The organism is Nostoc sp. UCD121, from assembly GCF_014222285.1.
Classification (GTDB): Bacteria; Cyanobacteriota; Cyanobacteriia; order Cyanobacteriales; family Nostocaceae; genus Nostoc.
In genome coordinates, this window is sequence record NZ_JACKZS010000145.1 from 1 (window position 1) to 20,258 (window position 20,258).

The window sequence follows — 20,258 nt, forward strand, 5'->3', positions numbered from 1 at the left end:
GTATATATTTACTATATTCCATAGGCAATTATGAACAAGAGCAAGCAAACTTCTTAAATATTAAAGTTTTTTGAATCTCATTTTAGTTTTTTGTGCTTAAACTTTTATTCTTTGGCATTAGCTGATCGGTGCTTTAAGACGTAAGTGTGCTAACAAGCTTTTGAACACTTTCACTGAGGCAATAGATGCTTTCAGAGCAGCTATGTCTTTCCGAGTTTTTGATTGGTTGATACTCAATTGTCACCCATCAATAAGAGATTAAGATAATTGCACATTTGTCAAGAGGGTGCAGGAAAAGGCGAGAAATCTAGCTTGGAGACTGGCTTTCGCAGATATTTAACCACGCCTAAGTCTTGATTCTCTGGGGCAGCGAAGTACTTAACCGGGTCATCCGCTTTGCCTTTGTCATTTGCGACACTAAAATGGTACAAACCGCAAAATATCATCTCTAAAGAAATACGATCAAATGGCAAAAGAAATTGTTGCTGAGTTAATTGAATCAGGGTTTACTATTAAATTAGTACTAGCAGATAGCTTATATGGTAAAAGTAGCCAGTTTATTAGAAAACTAGCTGAATATAAATTAGATTATGTGGTAGCAATAAGAAGTAATCATGGAGTCTGGCTTCCAGCAGGGCAGAGCGTTAGGGCGAATAAGTGGTGTAAATCTAACAGAACATTTAGCAATAAAAAATCAGAAACTAGATACATTAGGAAAATAATTTATGGTAAAAGAAGAGCCATAACTTACTGGGAAATAACTACCGAAGCTGGGTGGTAATTGAGTAATTCATTTTCTAAAATTTAAAACTAGAAAACAAAAATTTTAAACCGAAGCTTAGAATAACGGTGGAGTGTAACCTTCAACATGAGGTCTCTGAATTATTACTCCAGGATAATCAGCAAGATACCCAACAGTAGCAGGAATTTTTTTGATAATAGCTTGGTCTGTTGTATTAAAATAATCTACCTTTAATCTTATGGCAGTGGCAAGATGTAACGCATCAAACGGTTTTAATTGATACGTCCACACTATATGTCTACATATCTGAGCCATTTCACGTTCAAAGTTAGCAACTTTAATCCATGATTGCTTAAATAATTGGTCTATAATATGTTCTTTGCTTTGGTCAAGTTCAGCCTCTCCCTTGATTTTTATCACCTCAGCCATTGTGAAAGCTGAAGTGAAAAGCTCTATCACTCCTTCTTCTGCCGCCTGGAGGATTGTTTTACATTCATAGATTTTATCGGATTCATTATTAAGAAATCCTAAGAAAACACATGAATCACAGTAGTGGCGTTGCTTAGTCAACTTTCACCCCTCAGATTTCGGAAAATATCCATCACGCTAGGCATTTCACTAGGGTTTGGTAATACTTTTAGCTCTGCAACTTTAATATTGACTTTCGGCCCATGTGTTCGTTGCCGGATTATACCAAAAACATATATTCTTTGGCCTAATGCATTTCTGGCTGTTTCAAAAAGACTGTCTGGAAAATAGCATTTGATAATTTTATTATCTATAAAGTCACGAATTCCTAAAGATTGCTGGTTAGCAAGACTAATAGAAACTAGTTGTCCCTCTATGGAACCGTAGGATGTGTGAAAATCTTTGATGATTTCATCGACATGAGAAGAAATGCTTGTAGTAACCTGAATTCTTCCAGGATCTGCCCTAAACTCTATTTCTGCAAAATTGTCGGGATCTAGCATCTCGCTAAATGCCCTAGCACTCATTAGAGCCTTGTTGGTGAATAATACAGGGCGCTCAGGTCTTTCTTGAAGAAGCTCTAAACCCCTTACAAATGTAGAGATAACTTGAGCAGGTCTATTATGCTCAATCTCATCACTTATTAAGTTAGCTTCTGCTGTTAAATGAATACTTGCACTACTGATAGATGAAATAGACCATTCAACACCAGGCTTACCTGTGCCAGATATACTTCTATCCAACTCAGACAATATAGTTTGAAAATTCTCTAAAGCTTTCTGAAATTTATCAAGCGGAAAATATGGGCCATCGATGTCAATGGTCAGCTTGTTACTAAATTCATCCCTAGAGTATCTCAAGTCTTGATGCCGCATTGCATTAGTCCCTGATTGTATCACTCTGGTTTATTAATAAGCCGAATTATTAAGCCTATTTTTAGCCTTCTCTTATAGTACAAATGTATCATAGACGGATGGAAGTACACCAAAGCCTAGTAAAAGGGAAAATTTTTTCACATTCTCGCTCTCACAGCTAGACCAATAAGCTGTTACGCATTTAACTTGAACATTTACATGAGGGCTGATGACCGATGACTGATGACTGTTAACCGTCAACAGTTAACATTTAACGACCGTAAAGAGTGTTTATACAATTTAGGCGCACATCAGCTTATCACTTGCTATTTTTTGTAGGGGCTGTGAAATGGAAGCAGTAAGGGTGGAGGGTTGTTTCTAAGTAGATAATTCTTGATTTAAAGCTTGTCCTAATGTTGATTTTGGAAACTGCTTTAATGCTTCTTCGGCTTTACTATTATCTAATTCCAATTGTCCCAGTTAGCTAAACTTCCTGCTCTTTTCGCTCTGCATTCAGTTTTTCCTGTAACCAAACGTTTCTCTCAACTAAACCATTAAAACTATTTATATAAGCCACTGGAGAAGCAAAAGCTATCCATTCTTCTATCTCAAATTTTTGATTTGTTCTCTCATGTAGAAAAACAAGTCTGAACTTGACTTGCTCATGGAGCAAGCACGTCAAAAAGAGTCCCTTGTGCAATGCCAGATAGTAGAACTCAAAAGCCTAGAGGTACGAACACACCCACCAGAATTAGAGTAGTTTGATACTGGCGCAAGCAAAAGTTTACAGAATGATTTACTAAACTTGCTTTCTGGTAACGGTTCTGTTGCTATCAGACTACTTAAGCACCAACAACAGATTAATCCTGGCAAGCCGGCAAACTGGTATTTGGAGAAAGTCATTTACGACTTGAAACGGGATCGACATTGCTAATTCCTTGCAAAAATTGAACCTAGCCTCTTGGGACTGTGTAGACACCATCCAGTTGGATTTTGACAACCAATGGTTATCATTTGCTCCCTCAAGGTATCCCATCATCGCCCCGAATAACTCCACACAGGAATGATCGCACTGTAATCAAGGCGATCGCTATCCATGCACCGATAGCCTGTTTGGTGAATCCGGTTGAAGAAGCTCATGCTCGGCTCAAGGTAGCAGCATACAGCTTGAAATAGTACAAATACACTCAGAGAGGAGCGGAAGCCCTAATCGAAGAAAGAAAGCTGACGGGTTAAAAGTTCTTCAAACAAGGGATCGCCAAAATTCATTAAACGTAGTGAAGGCATTTCATCAAAAATATTAGGATAAAAAGTAACTGTGTAGTTCTGCCCTTTGTAATTCAGTTGCCAAGTACGTTCGCTCTTTCTCTCAAACTGCACACCACTAGCTTTTAAAATTGCTGAGTCGGTGAATAACTGCTCAATTGCTTCTGACGTAAAAGGAGTAGAGGGGATTGGTTTTTGAATTTCTGCTAAGTCAGCGTCTAAGTCCATTGCTACCATTTCTTCAATTGCAAGACGAGGTGGTGGACTGTCTAACACAGAATCGAATTGAGACATTAAAACATCCTCTTCTTCTGGATCAGCACTCATAACAGCCCGTTCAATAAACGTAGGGACTTGGGCTAGAATCGGTTGAAGATTACCAACAACAGTGGCAAAGGCATTAATGCGATCGCGCAATTTTCGATAAACCTTTGCTTCTACAGTGCCATCATAGTAAAAATTGTGAATTCGCACAGTTGGATATCTTTGTCCAATGCGGTCAATTCTCCCAATACGCTGTTCGACCCGCATGGGATTCCAAGGCATATCATAATTAATCAATACACCGCAATTTTGTAAATTCAAACCCTCGGAAGCAGATTCAGTACAGAGGAGAATTTTGATTTCATCTTGGCGAAATCGGCGTTTAATTTCTTCCTTGGGAACTAGACACCACTCCCCATTCTGGTACAATTCCCCACCACGACCTGAATAACAAGCTACTTGGCTACCGTACAACTCCTTCAATGTATCGCGTAGATAGTCCATCGTGTCAGTGTACTGGGTGAAAACGATCGCACTTTCTCGATCAGTTAATTCTTGGCGTAAAATCTGAATAAAGCGAGAAAGTTTGCTATCTTCCCCAGTGTTTTCAAATTGGCGTAGTAATTCTTCAAGATATTGAATTTCCTGGGGGTCTACTGGTTCAAAGAAAGATTCCAGCCCAGCAATCACTGCATCATCCTCATTATCTACATCCACTAAATCGTCGTCACTTAAAACGCTTCCCCGTTGAGTTAACAAATAATCCAAACGACGTTGCAGAGATGACTTGATGGCATAAAATGAACTGGTCAAACGTTTGCGGTAAAGGGTCATCAAAAAACCCAAACAAGAACGCTGATCTAGTTGCGCCAGTCGGTAAAAGTGACGTACATAGTCGCTGACAGCCACATAAAGCGGTACTTCCCGTTGGGGTTCCAGCGTAATAGCATTATCCTGCACAACTCTAGTAGGAATATCCCGCTCTAACAGTCCCCTTTTATAGTACTGTCGGAGAGTGTCGCGGGTGTGGCGGAACATCAAGTCTTTTAAGGGAGTATTCACTGTCAAGTATTGGCGTGAGGTGTCGATAAAGTCTTCATCTGCCAATAGTTGTTTGTGATTGGAGATTTTCTTTCCTCGTTGCCAAGTATCCTGCATTTTGTAAGCAAGAATGCGATCGCTCTTGGTCAAAAACTGCTCTAATCTAGAACTTGGTTGTCCGCCGCGCTGAAAATAATCGCTAGACATGACTTGCCAAAAATTAGTTACTTCCTGCTTGACAGCACCTTGTAGCGAGGCGAAATAATAGCAGAAGTTATCGCCATAACTCCAATGCCCCTGCAATCCCAGCAGGTTTAACAAGTCGAAAACTTCTATGGCATCAATTTGCATAGGAGTTGCTGACAAAAGAATCAGGGATTTTGTCTTCTCCTTCAACTGTGTCATTAACTGTAACAAGCGATTGGGTGTTTCTTTGCGGTCTTGAGGACTCTTGCGACGGGCATGATGGGCTTCGTCTAAGATTACTAAATCCCAAGGTTCTGCTGATAGTAGCTGCTGCATTCTGTCAGTTCTTCGCACCAAATGAGAAGAAGCCAGGATTAAATCTTGGGTATTCCAGGGATTAGCTGCTGCGGGGATAGTCCGCTTGTAGGGGTCTTTAAATTCTGTAGATGTGTAACTCCAAAAATGCAGATTAAATTTTTCCCGTAGTTCTTCTTGCCACTGGGGTTGAACGCTAGCAGGTGCTAAAATCAGTACTCGCTTCACTTTTTTGGATAACAGCAGATAACGCAGAATTAAACCAGTTTCAATAGTCTTTCCTAAACCAACTTCATCAGCGATGAGAAAACTTTGGGGAAATTTTTGAGCAACGCGGCGCAGGATTTTAATTTGGTGTGGCCAGGGGTGAATGGGAATTGATTTTAAACAAAAGTCCAAGCAGCCGGGATGTTCATGAATATTGGCAAGTTGAGTAAATGCCAACCGTTCTTCTTCCCTTACTTCTGTAGAGATAGCTGAAGAGTCTAGTTTTAGTTCCGGTTCTGGTTGTGCTTCTGGTTCGGTTAATTCTATTTTTGTTAGAGGTCTAGAGTCAAATTCAGCTTGAGCATTCCAATCAGGTTTAGTAGATTTTGCGTAACGCAACAGCTTTTTCTGTACCGCCTCTGGAACTTCAAAGACTCGCACGTTAGGCGATACGTCATACCAAAGTTGCTCAAATCTCGCTACTTCTTCTTCAACTCTATCTAGTTCCCTTCCTCCCTCCCAAGAACAATAAACGTGAAAGGATTCTACATTCCTCTCCCAGCCACCGATAGATTCGTTATTGGAACCGTTAAATGCTAATTTCTCGCCCTTGCTATCAGTAAAAATGCCAACTTTTTCGTGAAATATATGCTGTGGGTCTAGTTGCTGTGTACTATCTTCAGGTAGTCCATTTTCTTTGAGAGGAATAGCAATTTTAATATCGAGATACTGGTTTTGAATCAACCAACTGAGAATTTCTAAGTGTTTGAGTTGGGCAAAACTTTCTGGTGGTTTTAAGTCTGCGTCTAGACGAGATAGCAATGCGTCTCGCAGTTCATATCCCTGTTGAATTGCTTGTAAATCTTGGGGGCTAAACTGACAACCCATGATTAACCGTATTTGCCCTTTGTTATGTAGCATTGCACCTAAACCCCGTGCAACTTTACTCAGTATAGCACTGCTAAAAAAACCTGCTTTCCGATCATATTGAATGGCACACTCCAAAGCAGGAATGTAGAAATCAGTGATGGTGTTGTGGGTGTTGCTGGTGTAACTAATTTTCCAGGGATATTCACGTAAAATTTTCGGCATATTATGCGGTTGTTTATATCCTTTGAAAATTAATACTAACGAGGTCGATTTTCTCGCCCGTGATAGACACGTAAAATAACAACATCATCCTCAAGAATAACGTAGTGAATTATAAAACCGTATTTACCAAAAGAAACTAAAAGTTTTCGTAGCCCTGCTAATTCATCTACAATTGCGCCTCGACGAGGATTCTGCTGTAAACTCTCGCCTGAAGAGACAATTGCTTGTACTGCCCGTGCTGCTGCATCAGGATTATTAAGTTTGATAAAATCGTAATGACGATTTAAGTCGTCAATTGCACTTTGTGTCCAAACTATCTGGGACATGGGCGTTCTTGTTCAGTTCCTAAACTGTCTGCCCATTCGCGCACACGGTCATGCGCCACTCCTGAACCTGTGCTACGGTAGGCTTCGAGAGCGGATTGGCTCTGCTGAACCATTTGGGCTTCAGTAAGAGGTTGAAAATTTAATGCTGCGCCTATCTCACCGTACTCAAATGATTCTTCTGTGGTTTGAATAGCTTGATTTGTCACTAACTGCTCAAAATCTTCTAAATCCCCTGATGAACTAGTCAGCCATGTTAACAGGAGAGTTTTTACCTGTTCTGGGGGTAACGTTTCCAACTGTTCTAAAATTTGCTGCCTAATATTGCTTGCTGTCATAAGCTTTTAATTTTTGTAGTAGCTCTGCTACAAATACAACATTTTTCACTCTTCTTATCTAAATTTTAACTAAAATACGGTAGTCAAGCTTTATTGTCTATACATTTGGCAACAATTGTATGGGACGGTATAGAGATATTAGTTCCAGTTTTAGCTGCTGGTTATAAACCTTTACGTGGAACTTCTCTCATGGCAGGATATCATCTAGAAATAGATTTTCAAGACAATGGTTTAGTTTCCTTAAATAAACTCTAATCGATTAGTTGTTGTTTGGCTGGGTTCGGAATTATCAGAATAAGTTCAATTGTCCACCTTCATTAAATGGTATCTCAGGTTGCACGTAAGACACTTTCGCTTTGATTTCATCCATAGCCAACCACAAATCTAATAACGCTTTTTCTTCAGTCAGGCGTTTCTTTTCATCACCAATGCGCGGAATTACTTTCAACGCTACTTCAAATGTCCGCATAAATAAATCGTTGCTAACTAAGCCTGTATTTTTCATAAATCTACGGACTGGTTCTGTATTTTCTTCCTCTTGGTAAAGGGCGATAATGGCGTGGAGTCCATCAACTAAATATCTGGCAGAAAATTCAGTATCAGTGACAGAGAAGGCGCGTTTTTTCAAGCGTTGTTGCGGGGTGAGTAATTTACAGTAACCGCTTGCAGAATCAAGTAGTTTGTGTTTTTTGACTAAATCGGAGACATCAAAACCACCCACTGCTAAAGCCAGTTGTCTAGCTTCATCGAAGGGGAATTCTCGCGCTTCAAAGGTATCCCATGCCAAGATGTACCATTGGGTTAGAGGGTCGATACCGTTGAAGTCTTTACCTTCTAACAGCTTTTGTAGTCGGTATTCGACTACTGCTTGGCGTACTTCTTCAAATGCTGCTTTGGGTTCAACTTGATTCCCTGCGCTGTCGAGAATGGAACTATATTTGGTAAACACACTCAAAGCGGAACCGAAAGCACTTAAGCACAAGTTTATACCAGGGGGTTTAATGCGGCGTTGTGGATCTGCTACTCTATCAGCTGCCGGACGAGAATCTTCAGTTAAGCATTTTTCGAGTTCTGGCGCTTTTTCAAAGACGATATTTCGCACGTCAATTCGCACGTCATCCCACCAAGCTTGTTCAGCATTTGGATCGCGTTTGCGGCATACTAAAAGCACGGTGCTGGATACTGCGTTTTTCTGTGCTTGGTGTAAGTTTTGCGGGTTTTCGGTACTGACAGCCCAAGATGCGGTAATCTCGAAACCAGCATCGATAAGAGATTTGGCTAAGACATCCCACGCGCCGGAGTCTTTGTGGTTGAATTGCACTGTCATCACGCCGTCGTCGCGGAGGACTCGGTGGTATTCAGCGAACGCCATCGCCATTTTTGCTTCATAGTCTTGGTTGGCGAGAATTTCTGGCGATACTCCCATATTGCGAAAGCGGGAAGGGTTGGCGACGGCTTCGCGGTCTTTGTCGGTGAGTTCTAGGTAGAATAATTCGGGGAATACATCACCAAGGGTGCGTTTTAGCCAAACGTAGAAAAAGTCTGATAGTTCGGCGTATTGAATCGTGGAATAATAAGGTGGATCTGTAATAACTGCATCTACAGATTTATCAGGGATGTGAGTTAAGTTATCAGCTGATGCTGAGTCTATTTGAATTGATTTTGGATTGTATTGTTCAAGGTCAGGAATACCTTTATAACCTGGTTTAGTACCAAATAGTGAGCAAAGTTTAGAATAATCAGATGCGGCTGATTCTGCTTGGTATTCCCAGAGTCTACCACTACCATTAGTTTCAGGATAGTTCCAAACTAAATTCAATGAATGTTGACCTAAAGCCGACTCAACTTTTGGCCCAGTAGTATTTAGGTGCGATAACCTACAGTTTTTATCAACACATCGGTCTAAAACTAAAGATAAGTAAGTTAATATAGCTTCACTTTTCTCTGATGTATACTTACCTTGAATTAATATTTTTGCTTCATTTATTATTTCAATATAAGTAATAAGAGTCAACAGTTGACGCACATTAAAGTATTGAGCAGTTTCCTGAATACCATATTTATAAACCCTGTCAGCCTCACAAGCGAAAATTCCGGTATTATCTCCCTTCTCATGAGGAATAAAATTCATACTTTCAAAATATTCAGATTTCTCAGTAAATATTTCTTGTGCTTTATTAACTCCTTGTATATCTATTTGTGTAACTTTTCTAAAAGTTAAATAATTATTTCCTATTTTTGATGCTACTGCATATAACTGATGTCCTAAACCATTTATTTTTGCTTGTGATTTAATTACATCATCTTCAATAATATTGTGACAATTGGGGCATTTACCAACTGAACGGCTTATTGTTACAGCAATATCAGGATCATATTCCCCATCAGCAGTAATTATAGTACTTCCATTGCCTTTTTTGCCTTTAACTAGATCAAAATCTACTTTTTTTTCATCTGGATTAGAAATTGGCTTGATAGCAGCTAGTTGTGCTTTCTTAATTGCACTAGATGATTTATCTAACCACCAGTTAGGACTAAGCGGAACAATAGACTCACAATTTGGACAAACAACCGTATGCGCCCATAAATAATATTGAACAGTTTCCCCAGGTAAAGAAGGGAAAAATTCAGCTAACCTTTTCTCAGCTTCATCCCCTACCCACTTCACCCATTTATCAATATCCTGCTGCAAATCAGGGCCAAACTTTAGCGGATATTCCATAGCCGCTTTCATCGTCACCACCGCTACAGGATTTAAATCAGAAGCCAGCACATTTAACCCATATCTCGCCGCCTCAAAAGGTATACTTCCACCACCTGCAAACGCATCTAAAACAGTCGGTGTGCGAGTTCCCCAAACCTTCTCACAATAATCATGCACCTTCTTAATTTGCACAGAATTAGGCGGCGTTTTATATAGCTTTACCTCCTTCCCCGGTACTAACCCCAGCAAATATTCAAATTCTTGCATTGTGATATCTGCTGGTAATAAAGAAGCCAATACACTGGCGCGACTAAAAGATAATGGCTTACGCGAATACCAACGATGTAATCCTTTAAATGGATTTCCCCCGTGTTCAAAATTAACTTGCTCATTTAATACCTGCACAGGCATCATTTTTTCAATAAATACAGCAGGGCGTTTAGAAGTTGAGTCAGACATTTTTATTACCAACCATAAGTCCGAATATTATTAAAATTAATTGTATCAATACCTACTTTTTGCAGATAATTAGCTAATTTGAAATCATCTGTAAGCACTAAATATTTATTTTTTGCTAAAGTCACAATTCCACAGTCAGTCAGCCCATATTTAGTAAAATTATCTAGCTGAACAGCATTGACACTTTCAATATAAAATTCATCTAATGCAGTCATCGCTTGAGCCAATACAGAATAACATTGAGAACGTTCTGGTTCACCAATCTGGTTAACCAGACTATTCACTTCAGTCAGCACATTAGGAGTTGTAACAATTTTTGAGAAATACGACAAGACACTCACCAGCAAATCGTAATCTTCCGGTAAAAACTTTTCAGTCCGATTAAATTGTGATATTCGCCCCCGATTTACAGTACCAACAAACCAAAGCAGTAAAATATTTGTGTCAATTAAAATTCCTTTTTGTTTGTAATTTTTAAACAATAAACTAATATAATCTTTCATACCTCACGAATTTTCATCGATTTTACTTCCCCCGTTTCGGCATCTACGGTAAATATTTTATACTCACGTTCATATTTATTAGCTAAAGAAATAGCTTCAGGGATAAGTGTTCTTTCAGTCTTAGCTACAGGGCGACTAAAACCTAAAGTTACATACCAAAACTTTTTATTCTCTGACAATTCTACTTCTTCAAGCAAAATATCATTGATAGAATTACCTATCATATCCTGGATATCTTCAAAATATTTTTTCGCAGCTAGAACAGCACCACGCACGTCAATTATCATATTCATACATTTTTACCTCCTAATTTATAGTTATAAGTTTATTTTTTAACTGTTGCCCGTCAACCGTCAACTAATCCCCCAAAAGAACACGAATCGCTTTCAAAGCCTGATTACGTTTACCATTGCTAATCTTGGCAAACCAGTAGTGCGATTCTTCATAACTCATGGCTCTAATCCCTTGGGCGATATTCGCAATGCGTTCTATTTTAGAAAGCGGTTGCAAAGTCTGAAACAGTAATGCCAGATTTATTCCTGATTCCTCATTCAAAACATAAGGAGTTTGGCGATTGTGACTTAAGGTTTTGGGGTCATAATTATTCGCCTTCAAAGAATCATAAATTGCCTGTTTCACCTGAATTAAAGCATTGCCCTTTAAACGCCCAATACGCTTGGCAGAAGGACGCTTTTTTTCACCGGCTTTTTTATAAGCACATTGATACAACTCCAGGGCAAAGTTATTGTTATCTGTAGGAACCACTCGCAATTGAAACTCTTGCATCTCAGTACGTTACTTTCACCGTCAAATTCAGCCTGTCAACCGGATTACGATTCAGGGCTTGTTTGATATTACTGATTTCTGCGCCGTTTGGTTGCACTGGAGATGAAAATTCAAATACGAGCTTCAGGGACACGTCAGCTTTTACATCCGGGCTACTTAGCAAAGTGTTAACAGCCCCCTGAAAACTTTGAAATCCTTTGACTGGCCCTTGGTACTCTAACCTGATAAACTGTTCATTAACAGTAATAGTTGCCGTTTGGTCTATTTGCAAGGGTAGCTTGATCAACATCGGGAAAGCCGTCATCAACTTGCGGTAGTCCATCACTTGCCCAACGGAGATTTCCAACGACTGGATACCCTGAACTTGATTATCTTGGATGCGATCGCCTAATTCATTAAACACCCTATCGAGTGTTCCCTCCAAATCAAATTCTTCCGGCTTGGCTTTAAATAGAGGTGAATCATCCCACGAACCGTTCCCATCCTCGCCTGCGCTTGGTGTACTGGGTGTTCCAGTACCATAAGCCAATACCTTCCCTTGGGTTTCCCTTTCCTCTACTTCGCCATTGCCGTAGTCAGCTACAATTTTGAAAGTTGTGGTTTTAGCGATCGCTGTCTCATGTTCATCACTAGGGCGAAACTCCCCTGCAACCAAATTCCCATCTTGATACAGCTTAATCGTCAAAGCCCCCGATGCTTTCCACCGTATCCGTACAGGTTTTACCGATTCTGTACTGGACAAAACTTGAGCATTCAGTTCAATTTCTCGCGGTTTTGGTGGTTCCAGAATTCCCCGGCGGTAGAGTTCTATCCTCTCAGAAAATTCTATAGAGTCGGGTAGGGTAATTTTACCGTCATCGGTTTTAATAAACAGCTTTTCTCCCACCTTCATATCCCAATTACCAGTCTGCAACCCCTGGCGGATAGTTAATCGCAGCTTGGATAACTCAGCTTCGACAAATATATTTAAACTCAGGTCTTTGGCAAAAGCCTCTTTCAATGCTTTAGTTGTCCAATGGTTTAACCCAGACGGCCACACCTTCTGCAAAATGTAAGCAGGTGCATAGGGGGGTAATTCTTCAACACGGATTTTTTGACAATCTTTTAGTGCTTTTAAAATGACATCTTGTTGATTATTTTTGCCCTTGATATCGCTAGAATCTTGTGCAGAAAGAGTATAGTGCATTAAGCCTTTAGCAGCTTTTACGGGGTCATTAGCGGGGTAAAATAAGTGGCGGTAGGCATTGGTTAAAGATACCCTTACCCCTAAATCAAGAGAACCTTTTTTATCTTTGAGTTGCTTTTGCTGATTTTCTGATAAATCTTGCAAGCGATTGGGAGAATTGAGAATATTCTGAATGGCGCGGAACTCCCTAGCGTTGTCAATCGCTCGTTCTAATTCTTGCTTGTTTGCAACTAAAAATAATAAACGATTTCTAAATGTGCGAAACTTACCTGACTCGCCTGTTTCATTAAAAATTTTCTCCACCATTGGCGGTGGCCCTTCAGTGGTTACAGAAATAGTCGCCTCGCTAAAGTCAATTAAACACAGGGCGATGCTATCCGACACATCATCCACTTCTGCGGGTGATTCCGGTGCAGGAACTAGTTTGAAGAATTTATCAGCAAAAATGGTATCGCGGCGACTTCGTAAATCATCTTTCGCCTCGGTAATTCCAACTTGAGCTTTTTCTTCGGCAATAATTTTATTGATTGATGGTTCTTCCTTAAAACGAGCCAGAGTTGTCATTGGATCATTTTCCAAGTACCAAGCAACTTCACTCAGTTTTTCTAAAGCAGTATCAACAAAGCCAATTTCTAGCCCTGGTGTCAACAAAGATAAATTTAATTCGGCGCGGCGAATACCCGCAGATATACCTTGAGTGATGGAATGCAAAAAAATAGTCCGGGCTACCCAGGTTGAAAAGGGAGGTTTACCAGCAGCAATCCATACTGCATCTTGTAACTGAGCGTGTGCTTCTCTACCATCTTTGTTGTAAATGTCTGCTTGGATCGTAATCCGCATCAAAGGACGTTCCAAACGGGCTGTTAAATCGCTGGTGATTTCCTCTTCAATACCAACAGGAATGTGGTGAGAATGAATTAGCGGTATCCATCCACTAGTATCGTCCCATAAATAACGTATAACTCTAGCAAATAACCGCAAAGCGCCTCTGGTGCGTTGGAAGTTTGGGATCGAGGCAATCTTTTTAGTCAGCAGATTAAATAATTCTGGGTGGAAGGGATAACTCTGCTCGATACTGTCGGCATAGCGTGCATCTTTGCAGCCATCTGGTAAATTAATCCGACTAGCTTTATAAGTTTGTAAATATTCTTTTGAAGCATTATTGGCAGCGTTAGCTTCAATACTGGCGAATACTCGCTGCTTAACTATATTGTAAATTTCAATATCAGTGCTGGGTTTAATGATTCGCTCTTGCCTAGCAGTAGCAGAAATGGTTTCCCGGATTTCGGTGGTTTCTTCGCCAAAACTGTCAGTGGAGGAAGCCAGCGTGTAAACAAATACTAAATTATTACAAGATGCTGCTAAATCCATGAGGGCGAATAAAAAAGCAACTACCTGTCCAGCTAAGTTGCTGTTACCAACTAGAGTCGCCTTGGCTTTTCTCAGGTATGAGGCAATTTCATCGATGATAATGACTGTGGGTTGCCCTTGGATTATCCTTTCTAAAACCACTGTGCCTGGACTGACTCGCTGTTCGTCAGAACCTTTAAGCAGGCTATAACCTGCTACACCATTAATTTGATAGGCAATTTCTCCCCAAAGGGTATAAGTGGTAACGCCAGTGTCCGCATGGTAAACACCGTTAACTGGATCAAGGTCTTGGCAAGCGATCGCAGCTGCTTGAATCGGTCGGTCTGGAATTAAATTTAAATTTGTAAAACGGTCTAGTCCAGGAATGTCCCGTCCATGTTTGGCAATATGCCACAAAGCAATTTCATCATGGGTTTTACCACCACCAAAGCTGGTTTCCAATCGAATAATGGGGGAGCCGACAGCAGCACCTACCAACCGCCCGAATACTTCCGAGATTAAGGTTTTCAAACCATCGGTGGCAAAAGTATTAGCGAAAAAGGCTGTGGGATCTTGGTAGACTTGGGGCGCAAGTCCTTCGACAACTAGCCGTAACTTAGCGGCAAATAAATCAGAAGAGAGTTCCCCATCTAAAATTTCTTCTCTAGGAATGCAAGTTTTGAATACTGACGGAAGCATAGAAATACATTGACCGTTACTAGTTGAGAGTTGACTACCAACTGTCAACAACTTAGTGTTCTTAAAAATACACTTACTTGTTTCAATTGATTAATTCTATACACATTTATGATATTTTTGCACTGATTTAGGTCACAAACTATAAAAGTTCTTTAATTGACAGCATAGGTCATATTCGTGCGTTAACCCTGGGACTGTTCAAGGGCAGCGATCGCTACCCAAGAGAAATCAACTTCTCACTTTCGCTTTTGTATAGCAGAGGAGAAAAAATCGTAATTAGCAGGGATAACGACGTTTTTTCCATGAATTCGCCTCCACATACTTAGTGGAGGCAATAAGTCTAGCGGCGAAAATTACGGATTTGCAAGGAGCCTGTACAAGAATTGAGAATTTAGCTTTCACTTTCTCGCTTATTTGCCGACAATTGGTCGGTAAATATGTTTCGATATGCGAGTAGACAACATCATACCTATTGTTAAATCCGTTTCTACGAATGGCTATTAAGCATAGCGCTCCGCTCCCGTCCCTAAAAAGCAATCCACGCCCATATAACTTTATGGCAAAATGTCTCTGATTCGTTGATAAGTTCTTGTATTCTGGGATATCCATTCTTTGTGCAAAGCCGAATGATTCCTATAGATATGAAACGACTCATCAAAAAAAACCCTAACCCAATTCGCAAGAAAACAGAAGTAACCCCACCACCGATTGAACCTATTGAGATTCCTGAGAGCCAAAATATTCCTGAACCAGTAATTGAACCCAATCCACCTGTGTACATTGAAGACTACGTTTCCGAATCCGAATACATTTCTGAACACTACCGCCCCCTCCGCTCTGTGGGTAACTCCGGGTGGCAACCGTCTGATGTGTGGCGCGAGTTGAGGGTTGATGATTTTTGTCGTGGGTGAGTCAGTATTTAAACAGCGGGATGCCTGCGGTTCTTGCTAGCCTACGCTAAAATATAATGCCTGCATTTTGAAATAGTGGCAGTTGAATGACTTGGGTTTGTTTGGCATTATCCAGATTTGACAAGGAAATTCCCAACAACCTAATACTGCGGTTTTCCAGTGAAATCGACTCAAACAGTCCTTTGGCTATCTCAAAAATCGTAGATAGTTCACTTATGGGAGCAAGCATTGTCTTACTGCGGGTTAGCTGCTGATAGTCAGAGAACTTGACTTTTAACGTTAATGTGCGGCCTCGCGTTTCGTGCTGCTCCAACCGTTGCTCGACAATTTGGGCAATCTGTTCGAGTTCTTGCAACATTTGACCGACATCGCTTAAATCCTGTGCAAACGAGGTTTCTGCACCAATCGATTTGCGAACCCGATTTGCTTCAACTGGGCGGTCATCTTCTGCCCTGGCAATCTTGTAGTAATAATTACCTGCTTTACCAAAGTGGTGTATTAGGTCAGTCAGCGATCGCTCCTTCAAATCTGCACCAATATGAATCCCCAGTGAATGCATCTTAGTCGCAGTCACCTCACCGATGCCGTGGAACTTCTCAATCGGCAGTTGCTCTACAAAGGCGATCGCATCCTCCGGTAAAATCACCGTCAGTCCATTCGGCTTGTTCTGCCCTGATGCCATTTTTGCAAGAAACTTGTTAATTGACACGCCTGCGGTTGCTGTCAACTGGGTTTCCTGAAAAATTGCAGTTTTGATGTGTCTTGCAATAGTAGAAGCGTAGGGGATGCTTTGCTTATTCTCAGTAACGTCAAGGTATGCTTCATCTAGTGCAACCCCTTCCACTAAATCACTGTAGCGTTTAAAGATAGCGTGGATTGAAGTGGAAATCTCTCGGTAAACGTCGAATCTTGGTCTGACAAAGATAAGCCCAGGGCATTTTGCAAAAGCTGTTACTGACGGCATTGCTGAGTGAATGCCAAACTTACGAGCTTCATAACTGGCGGCTGCAACTACGCCTCGCTGATTCGGGCTGCCACCGACTACTAACGGTTTACCTCGGTAGCTAGGGTTGTCCCTCTGCTCGACCGATGCGTAGAAGGCATCCATATCTACGTGAACTATTTTCCTAGTTATAGCGACAGATTGTTGTCCCAAGGGTAGCTCCACCACAAGCAGTCTCGTTTTGAGCAAATTAAATCCTAAATTAGAAATCCTATAGTACACTAGCACTAGTTTAGAGAGAAATTTAACATATCTGCAAATTATTTAAAGCTTGCTTGAACTTTATGCTACTGCTGCGATTGGTTTTTCTGCTAATGAGTGAACGTGACGATGTGGCTTAAATTTGGTATAGCCTCAGATGGACAATTAGTCTGTGTTGAAGATGTTGGTAGTGGTAAGACTGAGCTTTTATGCCCTTACTGTTACGGTGGGCTAACTGCTAAGAAAGGTAAAGTCAAGCAACATCATTTTGCACATTCTTCAGCGACCTGCTTGCCTGTAGCTAACCGTGATTTCCCGATTTTACCACTGTATGATAATTTTAATATTTACCTATCGCGTAAAGATTTAGCACAGTTAAAATTGCTTTGGAAAGAATACGGCTTATTCAATCATCCTATCAGCCCTGGTTTAGTCAATCCAAGCCTTCTCAAAGCTGGAATGTTCAAGAAAAATGTGTATTTAACCCCTCCAGCTTATGAATTTACTAGTTTAGGAAAAATCCCTGTTGGAGCGCTAGAATTCACTCTATTCAACGAAGTGCAAGAACCTCTGTTGCTCAAAAAGCTACTGAAACTAGAGCTAGCAGCCAAACACGCCTTATACAAAAATGCAGCAGATAAGTTATATTGCCTTACTGACTTAACACTTTATCGCGCTCAATTTCAACGAATTTTATCTTGTTCTCTGTATTTTTTAGAGATTAAAACACATATTGGCACTTTGTACAAGATAGGAGTTACTACTAGACCTATCCAACAGCGATTGGCAGAAATAGAAGCAGATTTACTTATCCCTTATCAAACTGTTGAGATTAAAATACTTGGAACTTGGCCACACAGGGGTAATGTCGAACTATATTTTAAACACCGCTATCATAATTACAATTATCGCATTGGTAGTTTAACTGAGTACTTCAAATTTGGTGCTGCCGATGCTAACGCTGCCCTACATGAGCTACAACAAATGAAAGATAAAGTACTTCCTCCAGTCGAGATAGACATTCTTAAGGACAACATTAGCTTATCTCAAGTTGCTATCTAGCCTATACTCATGCTCTACAACAGCCAGGTTCCATATTTCTATGCGATCGCCAAAGCAACGCTAATTGCTATTTATTAGGGTTTTTGTGCTTTGTGGGGTCAACTAATCTATATGATTGGTCAGATTCACTCGTTGGAGGAAACGGATTTCCGGCAGTTGATGTTACCTCCACCCCTGCGCCTTTTCCATCAGAATTTATTAGTTCATACTGTCCACTGATAGGAGTACGTTCCCCTGGACTATGCAAGGAATATTGAGCTGACTCTGATTGGCTTAACTCTGTAGTAACAGGACTGTAAACTATAGTAAACTGACTTTTAATTTCAAAACCTGGAAGGTAGCCACCGTGGAACGGGATATCTGACAACTGACTGAACGTGCTTTTAATTTCTGAGATTGGTTGCAGCAAGTTTTCGTTGTCTTGGCTCCATCTAATAATTTGTGCATTTAGCAATTCTTGAAACTCAAGAGCGTGTACTGCCGCCTCATCCGAGGAAGTTTTGCTATCTACAAGAATTGAAAACTTGAGAGTCAACAAAAGTATCGTTTGTGTTTTTAAAGAATCGTCTACCGAGGTAACTTGTGTACAAGATTCATCTACATAAAAACCAAATTGGCTTTTAAAAGGTGAAAAACTCTGTGTTTGAAGTTGTTGACTAAGATATGGTAGCAATCCAGTATCGGCATCTAATAGGATTTGGCGAATGATTGGCATTTGAGTCATAAATACTCTACAAGCTTTAAATTAAACGTTTTCTTTACCAACAATTTCACCAGATTCAGCACTTGAAGACATCCATCAAACTGACGAGAGTTAGCTCAATCGCTCTACTGATTTACTTAAAACATCTTTGCTGCTGCAATTTGCCAGATAATTGCTCCCATCTCCGACCAAAGGAGCAATCATAGACGTAGTAGTTCGCCAAGTGAACTTGGCTCTTTTAAGGGTAAAGGCGAAGGGGGAAAGGTTTCAAATCCCTTACACCTTACCCTTTACCCAGCGATCACGCAGCATTTTTGGGTTGGCAGACTAGTAGGGACAGTTGTTAATCGAGCAGGGATGAGAGCGGGGGCGGCGATAAGCTCTTGCTCTTCTTAAGGCTTCTCCAAAAGATACGAAGACATCGGACGGCGATCGCAGATGTGGTAATTGTCACTCCAGTGCAAGTCTACAATCTCGTCCTCCGGCAATGGTAATCGGCAGTGGCACGAGTGTTCAAAGAATCAAATAAGTCAAAGTGGGAAAAGTGGAATCGGCTATGTACGTAAACGAACAGATGAACAGCGTTAAATCTGCTATAATCAAAGACTGCATTAAGTTTAAGCGGATCGTTAATGTACGCTTCAATGCTCCCGTTGTCAATTATAAAGTTTACAACTTCTGAATAAAAACCACCTTTTGACATATTGGGACTAGTTGCTGCCTCTTCTCAAGCTGCCAAAGCGTGCTTTTAAAGCACAATTGCACTTGTAGGTTATCCATGTCAGTATCTAAGCAACTTCATCTTCCAATAGAAAATCAAATACTTGCTGCCATGACTAGGGCACAGTACCAACGTCTAGCTCCTCATCTAGAGCAAGTCGAACTTGAAGTTGGGCAAGTTCTTTATAAAGCTAATGAACCGATAACACACGTTTATTTTCCCCATCAATCAATAGTTTCTTTAGTTTGTATCCAAAAAGATGGCTCAACTGTCGAAGCTGGCATAGTGGGCAATGATGGCATCGTAGGCGTTTCTGTGATTTTGGGCAGCAAAACTACAAATACAACTGCATTTGTCCAGATTCGGGGCAGTTCTCTCATGATGAAGACAGAGTTGCTAATCGCTGAGTTCAACCGAGGTGGAGAGCTTCAAGGTTTACTATTACGTTACACTCATGAACTGCTTATCCAAGTGACACAAACACTTGCCTGCAATAGCTTACACACTATAGAACGACGGCTTGCGCGTTGGTTACTCATCATTGCTGATCGCGTGCAATCAGATACATTCTTTCTGACCCAGGAATATATTGCTAAAATGCTGGCCTGCCGTCGCACTGGGGTTACGGAGGCAGCAAATAGACTCAGCCGAGCCGGAATGATTAGCTACAAGCGTGGCACTATTAATATTTTGAATCGACAGAATTTGGAAGATACGTCTTGCGAATGTTATTCCATGATTAAAGACGAATACGCTCGATTGCTTAGTGTACCAATTCAGCCTGCTCTCGACAAAATGAGCAGGGAGCAGGGAGCAGGGAGCAGGGAGCAGGGAGCAGGGAGCAGGGAGCAGGGAGCAGGGAGCAGGGAGCAGG

At 40.7% G+C, this 20,258-nt stretch carries 17 protein-coding genes and 3 pseudogenes; 7 read left to right on the top strand and 13 right to left on the bottom strand.

Annotation, left to right across the window (positions count from 1 at the left end; genetic code table 11):
• Positions 1–64: 64 nt before the first annotated feature.
• Positions 65–262: pseudogene (locus tag GNF10_RS38850) on the top strand (hypothetical protein); the annotation flags it as partial.
• Positions 263–290: 28 nt separating this feature from the next.
• On the opposite strand, the pseudogene GNF10_RS24990 reads toward GNF10_RS38850, so the two are convergent.
• A pseudogene (locus tag GNF10_RS24990) lies at positions 291–473 on the bottom strand (IS4 family transposase); the annotation flags it as partial.
• Between GNF10_RS24990 and GNF10_RS24995 the strand changes: the two are divergent.
• Positions 464–769, top strand: a pseudogene (locus tag GNF10_RS24995) (transposase); the annotation flags it as partial. The pseudogenes GNF10_RS24990 and GNF10_RS24995 sit on opposite strands and share 10 nt — an antisense overlap.
• A 69-nt stretch (positions 770–838) precedes the next feature.
• Here GNF10_RS24995 and GNF10_RS25000 read toward each other — a convergent pair.
• Both GNF10_RS25000 and GNF10_RS25005 read right to left on the bottom strand, forming a co-directional pair.
• On the bottom strand, positions 839–1,312 hold the full coding sequence (locus GNF10_RS25000) for a PIN domain-containing protein (protein WP_185587599.1): 474 nt from the start codon (positions 1,310–1,312) through the stop codon (positions 839–841).
• On the bottom strand, positions 1,309–2,085 hold the full coding sequence (locus GNF10_RS25005) for a hypothetical protein (RefSeq protein WP_185587601.1): 777 nt from the start codon (positions 2,083–2,085) through the stop codon (positions 1,309–1,311). The genes GNF10_RS25000 and GNF10_RS25005 overlap by 4 nt, the downstream gene beginning before the upstream one ends.
• A 972-nt stretch (positions 2,086–3,057) precedes the next feature.
• Here GNF10_RS25005 and GNF10_RS25010 point away from each other — a divergent pair.
• Positions 3,058–3,240, top strand: a complete 183-nt coding sequence (locus GNF10_RS25010) for a hypothetical protein (protein WP_185587603.1) — start codon at positions 3,058–3,060, stop codon at positions 3,238–3,240.
• A 30-nt stretch (positions 3,241–3,270) separates the two neighbouring features.
• Here GNF10_RS25010 and GNF10_RS25015 read toward each other — a convergent pair whose 3' ends face one another.
• The 3 genes from GNF10_RS25015 to GNF10_RS25025 are packed head-to-tail and all read right to left on the bottom strand — an operon-like array spanning position 3,271 to position 7,096.
• A complete protein-coding gene (locus tag GNF10_RS25015) occupies positions 3,271–6,435 on the bottom strand; it encodes a DEAD/DEAH box helicase (protein WP_185587606.1) in 3,165 nt (1,054 codons plus the stop codon).
• 35 nt (positions 6,436–6,470) lie between these two features.
• On the bottom strand, positions 6,471–6,761 hold the full coding sequence (locus tag GNF10_RS25020) for a type II toxin-antitoxin system RelE/ParE family toxin (RefSeq protein WP_185587608.1): 291 nt from the start codon (positions 6,759–6,761) through the stop codon (positions 6,471–6,473).
• Entirely contained in the window at positions 6,749–7,096 is a 348-nt protein-coding gene (locus GNF10_RS25025) for a hypothetical protein (protein ID WP_185587610.1), read from the bottom strand. The genes GNF10_RS25020 and GNF10_RS25025 overlap by 13 nt, the downstream gene beginning before the upstream one ends.
• Before the next feature lie 105 nt (positions 7,097–7,201).
• On the opposite strand from GNF10_RS25025, the gene GNF10_RS25030 reads away from it, so the two are divergent.
• A complete protein-coding gene (locus GNF10_RS25030) occupies positions 7,202–7,351 on the top strand; it encodes a hypothetical protein (protein ID WP_221643643.1) in 150 nt (49 codons plus the stop codon).
• A 34-nt stretch (positions 7,352–7,385) separates the two neighbouring features.
• On the opposite strand, the gene GNF10_RS25035 is transcribed toward GNF10_RS25030, so the two are convergent.
• The 5 genes from GNF10_RS25035 to GNF10_RS25055 form a co-directional block, all read right to left on the bottom strand.
• The gene (locus tag GNF10_RS25035; protein ID WP_185607253.1) at positions 7,386–10,259 is read right to left on the bottom strand and encodes a DUF1156 domain-containing protein; all 2,874 of its coding nucleotides are present in this window, start codon (positions 10,257–10,259) and stop codon (positions 7,386–7,388) included.
• A 5-nt stretch (positions 10,260–10,264) separates the two neighbouring features.
• On the bottom strand, positions 10,265–10,762 hold the full coding sequence (locus GNF10_RS25040) for a PIN domain-containing protein (protein WP_185607254.1): 498 nt from the start codon (positions 10,760–10,762) through the stop codon (positions 10,265–10,267).
• Positions 10,759–11,055 carry a hypothetical protein gene (locus GNF10_RS25045; RefSeq protein WP_221644670.1) on the bottom strand — a complete coding sequence of 99 codons (297 nt, stop codon included), beginning with the start codon at positions 11,053–11,055 and terminating at the stop codon, positions 10,759–10,761. The genes GNF10_RS25040 and GNF10_RS25045 overlap by 4 nt, the downstream gene beginning before the upstream one ends.
• Before the next feature lie 64 nt (positions 11,056–11,119).
• Positions 11,120–11,548 carry a hypothetical protein gene (locus GNF10_RS25050; RefSeq protein WP_015130210.1) on the bottom strand — a complete coding sequence of 143 codons (429 nt, stop codon included), beginning with the start codon at positions 11,546–11,548 and terminating at the stop codon, positions 11,120–11,122.
• 1 nt (position 11,549) lies between these two features.
• On the bottom strand, positions 11,550–14,783 hold the full coding sequence (locus GNF10_RS25055) for an ATP-binding protein (RefSeq protein ID WP_185582347.1): 3,234 nt from the start codon (positions 14,781–14,783) through the stop codon (positions 11,550–11,552).
• Between the two features lie 626 nt (positions 14,784–15,409).
• On the opposite strand from GNF10_RS25055, the gene GNF10_RS25060 reads away from it, so the two are divergent.
• Positions 15,410–15,694 (top strand): hypothetical protein, encoded by a 285-nt coding sequence (locus tag GNF10_RS25060; RefSeq protein WP_185582348.1) that lies wholly within the window; start codon positions 15,410–15,412, stop codon positions 15,692–15,694.
• A 46-nt stretch (positions 15,695–15,740) separates the two neighbouring features.
• Here GNF10_RS25060 and dinB read toward each other — a convergent pair whose 3' ends face one another.
• Positions 15,741–16,865, bottom strand: coding sequence for a DNA polymerase IV (dinB, locus tag GNF10_RS25065; RefSeq protein ID WP_311774209.1), 1,125 nt, complete (start codon positions 16,863–16,865; stop codon positions 15,741–15,743).
• A gap of 162 nt (positions 16,866–17,027) precedes the next feature.
• Between dinB and GNF10_RS25070 the strand changes: the two genes are divergently transcribed.
• The gene (locus GNF10_RS25070; protein WP_185582349.1) at positions 17,028–17,960 is read left to right on the top strand and encodes a GIY-YIG nuclease family protein; all 933 of its coding nucleotides are present in this window, start codon (positions 17,028–17,030) and stop codon (positions 17,958–17,960) included.
• Between the two features lie 67 nt (positions 17,961–18,027).
• Here the strand turns inward: GNF10_RS25070 and GNF10_RS38855 are convergent, their stop codons facing one another.
• Positions 18,028–18,684: a hypothetical protein gene (locus GNF10_RS38855; RefSeq protein WP_260446099.1), complete on the bottom strand. Its 657-nt coding sequence runs from the start codon at positions 18,682–18,684 to the stop codon at positions 18,028–18,030.
• Positions 18,685–19,441: 757 nt separating this feature from the next.
• On the opposite strand from GNF10_RS38855, the gene GNF10_RS25080 reads away from it, so the two are divergent.
• Positions 19,442–20,258, top strand: an 817-nt coding sequence (locus tag GNF10_RS25080) for a Crp/Fnr family transcriptional regulator (protein ID WP_185607255.1), incomplete at its 3' end; no start/stop codon positions are given.

Excerpts from the sequence above, each read along its gene's own strand:
- GNF10_RS25005 (WP_185587601.1), bottom strand. The coding sequence starts at position 2,085 with ATGCGGCATCAAGACTTGAGATACTCTAGGGATGAATTTAGTAACAAG.
- GNF10_RS25015 (WP_185587606.1), bottom strand. The coding sequence starts at position 6,435 with ATGCCGAAAATTTTACGTGAATATCCCTGGAAAATTAGTTACACCAGC.
- GNF10_RS25020 (WP_185587608.1), bottom strand. The coding sequence starts at position 6,761 with ATGTCCCAGATAGTTTGGACACAAAGTGCAATTGACGACTTAAATCGT.
- GNF10_RS25025 (WP_185587610.1), bottom strand. The coding sequence starts at position 7,096 with ATGACAGCAAGCAATATTAGGCAGCAAATTTTAGAACAGTTGGAAACG.
- GNF10_RS25035 (WP_185607253.1), bottom strand. The coding sequence starts at position 10,259 with ATGTCTGACTCAACTTCTAAACGCCCTGCTGTATTTATTGAAAAAATG.
- GNF10_RS25040 (WP_185607254.1), bottom strand. The coding sequence starts at position 10,762 with ATGAAAGATTATATTAGTTTATTGTTTAAAAATTACAAACAAAAAGGA.
- GNF10_RS25045 (WP_221644670.1), bottom strand. The coding sequence starts at position 11,055 with ATGAATATGATAATTGACGTGCGTGGTGCTGTTCTAGCTGCGAAAAAA.
- GNF10_RS25050 (WP_015130210.1), bottom strand. The coding sequence starts at position 11,548 with ATGCAAGAGTTTCAATTGCGAGTGGTTCCTACAGATAACAATAACTTT.
- GNF10_RS25055 (WP_185582347.1), bottom strand. The coding sequence starts at position 14,783 with ATGCTTCCGTCAGTATTCAAAACTTGCATTCCTAGAGAAGAAATTTTA.
- GNF10_RS25060 (WP_185582348.1), top strand. The coding sequence starts at position 15,410 with ATGATTCCTATAGATATGAAACGACTCATCAAAAAAAACCCTAACCCA.
- GNF10_RS25070 (WP_185582349.1), top strand. The coding sequence starts at position 17,028 with ATGTGGCTTAAATTTGGTATAGCCTCAGATGGACAATTAGTCTGTGTT.
- GNF10_RS38855 (WP_260446099.1), bottom strand. The coding sequence starts at position 18,684 with ATGACTCAAATGCCAATCATTCGCCAAATCCTATTAGATGCCGATACT.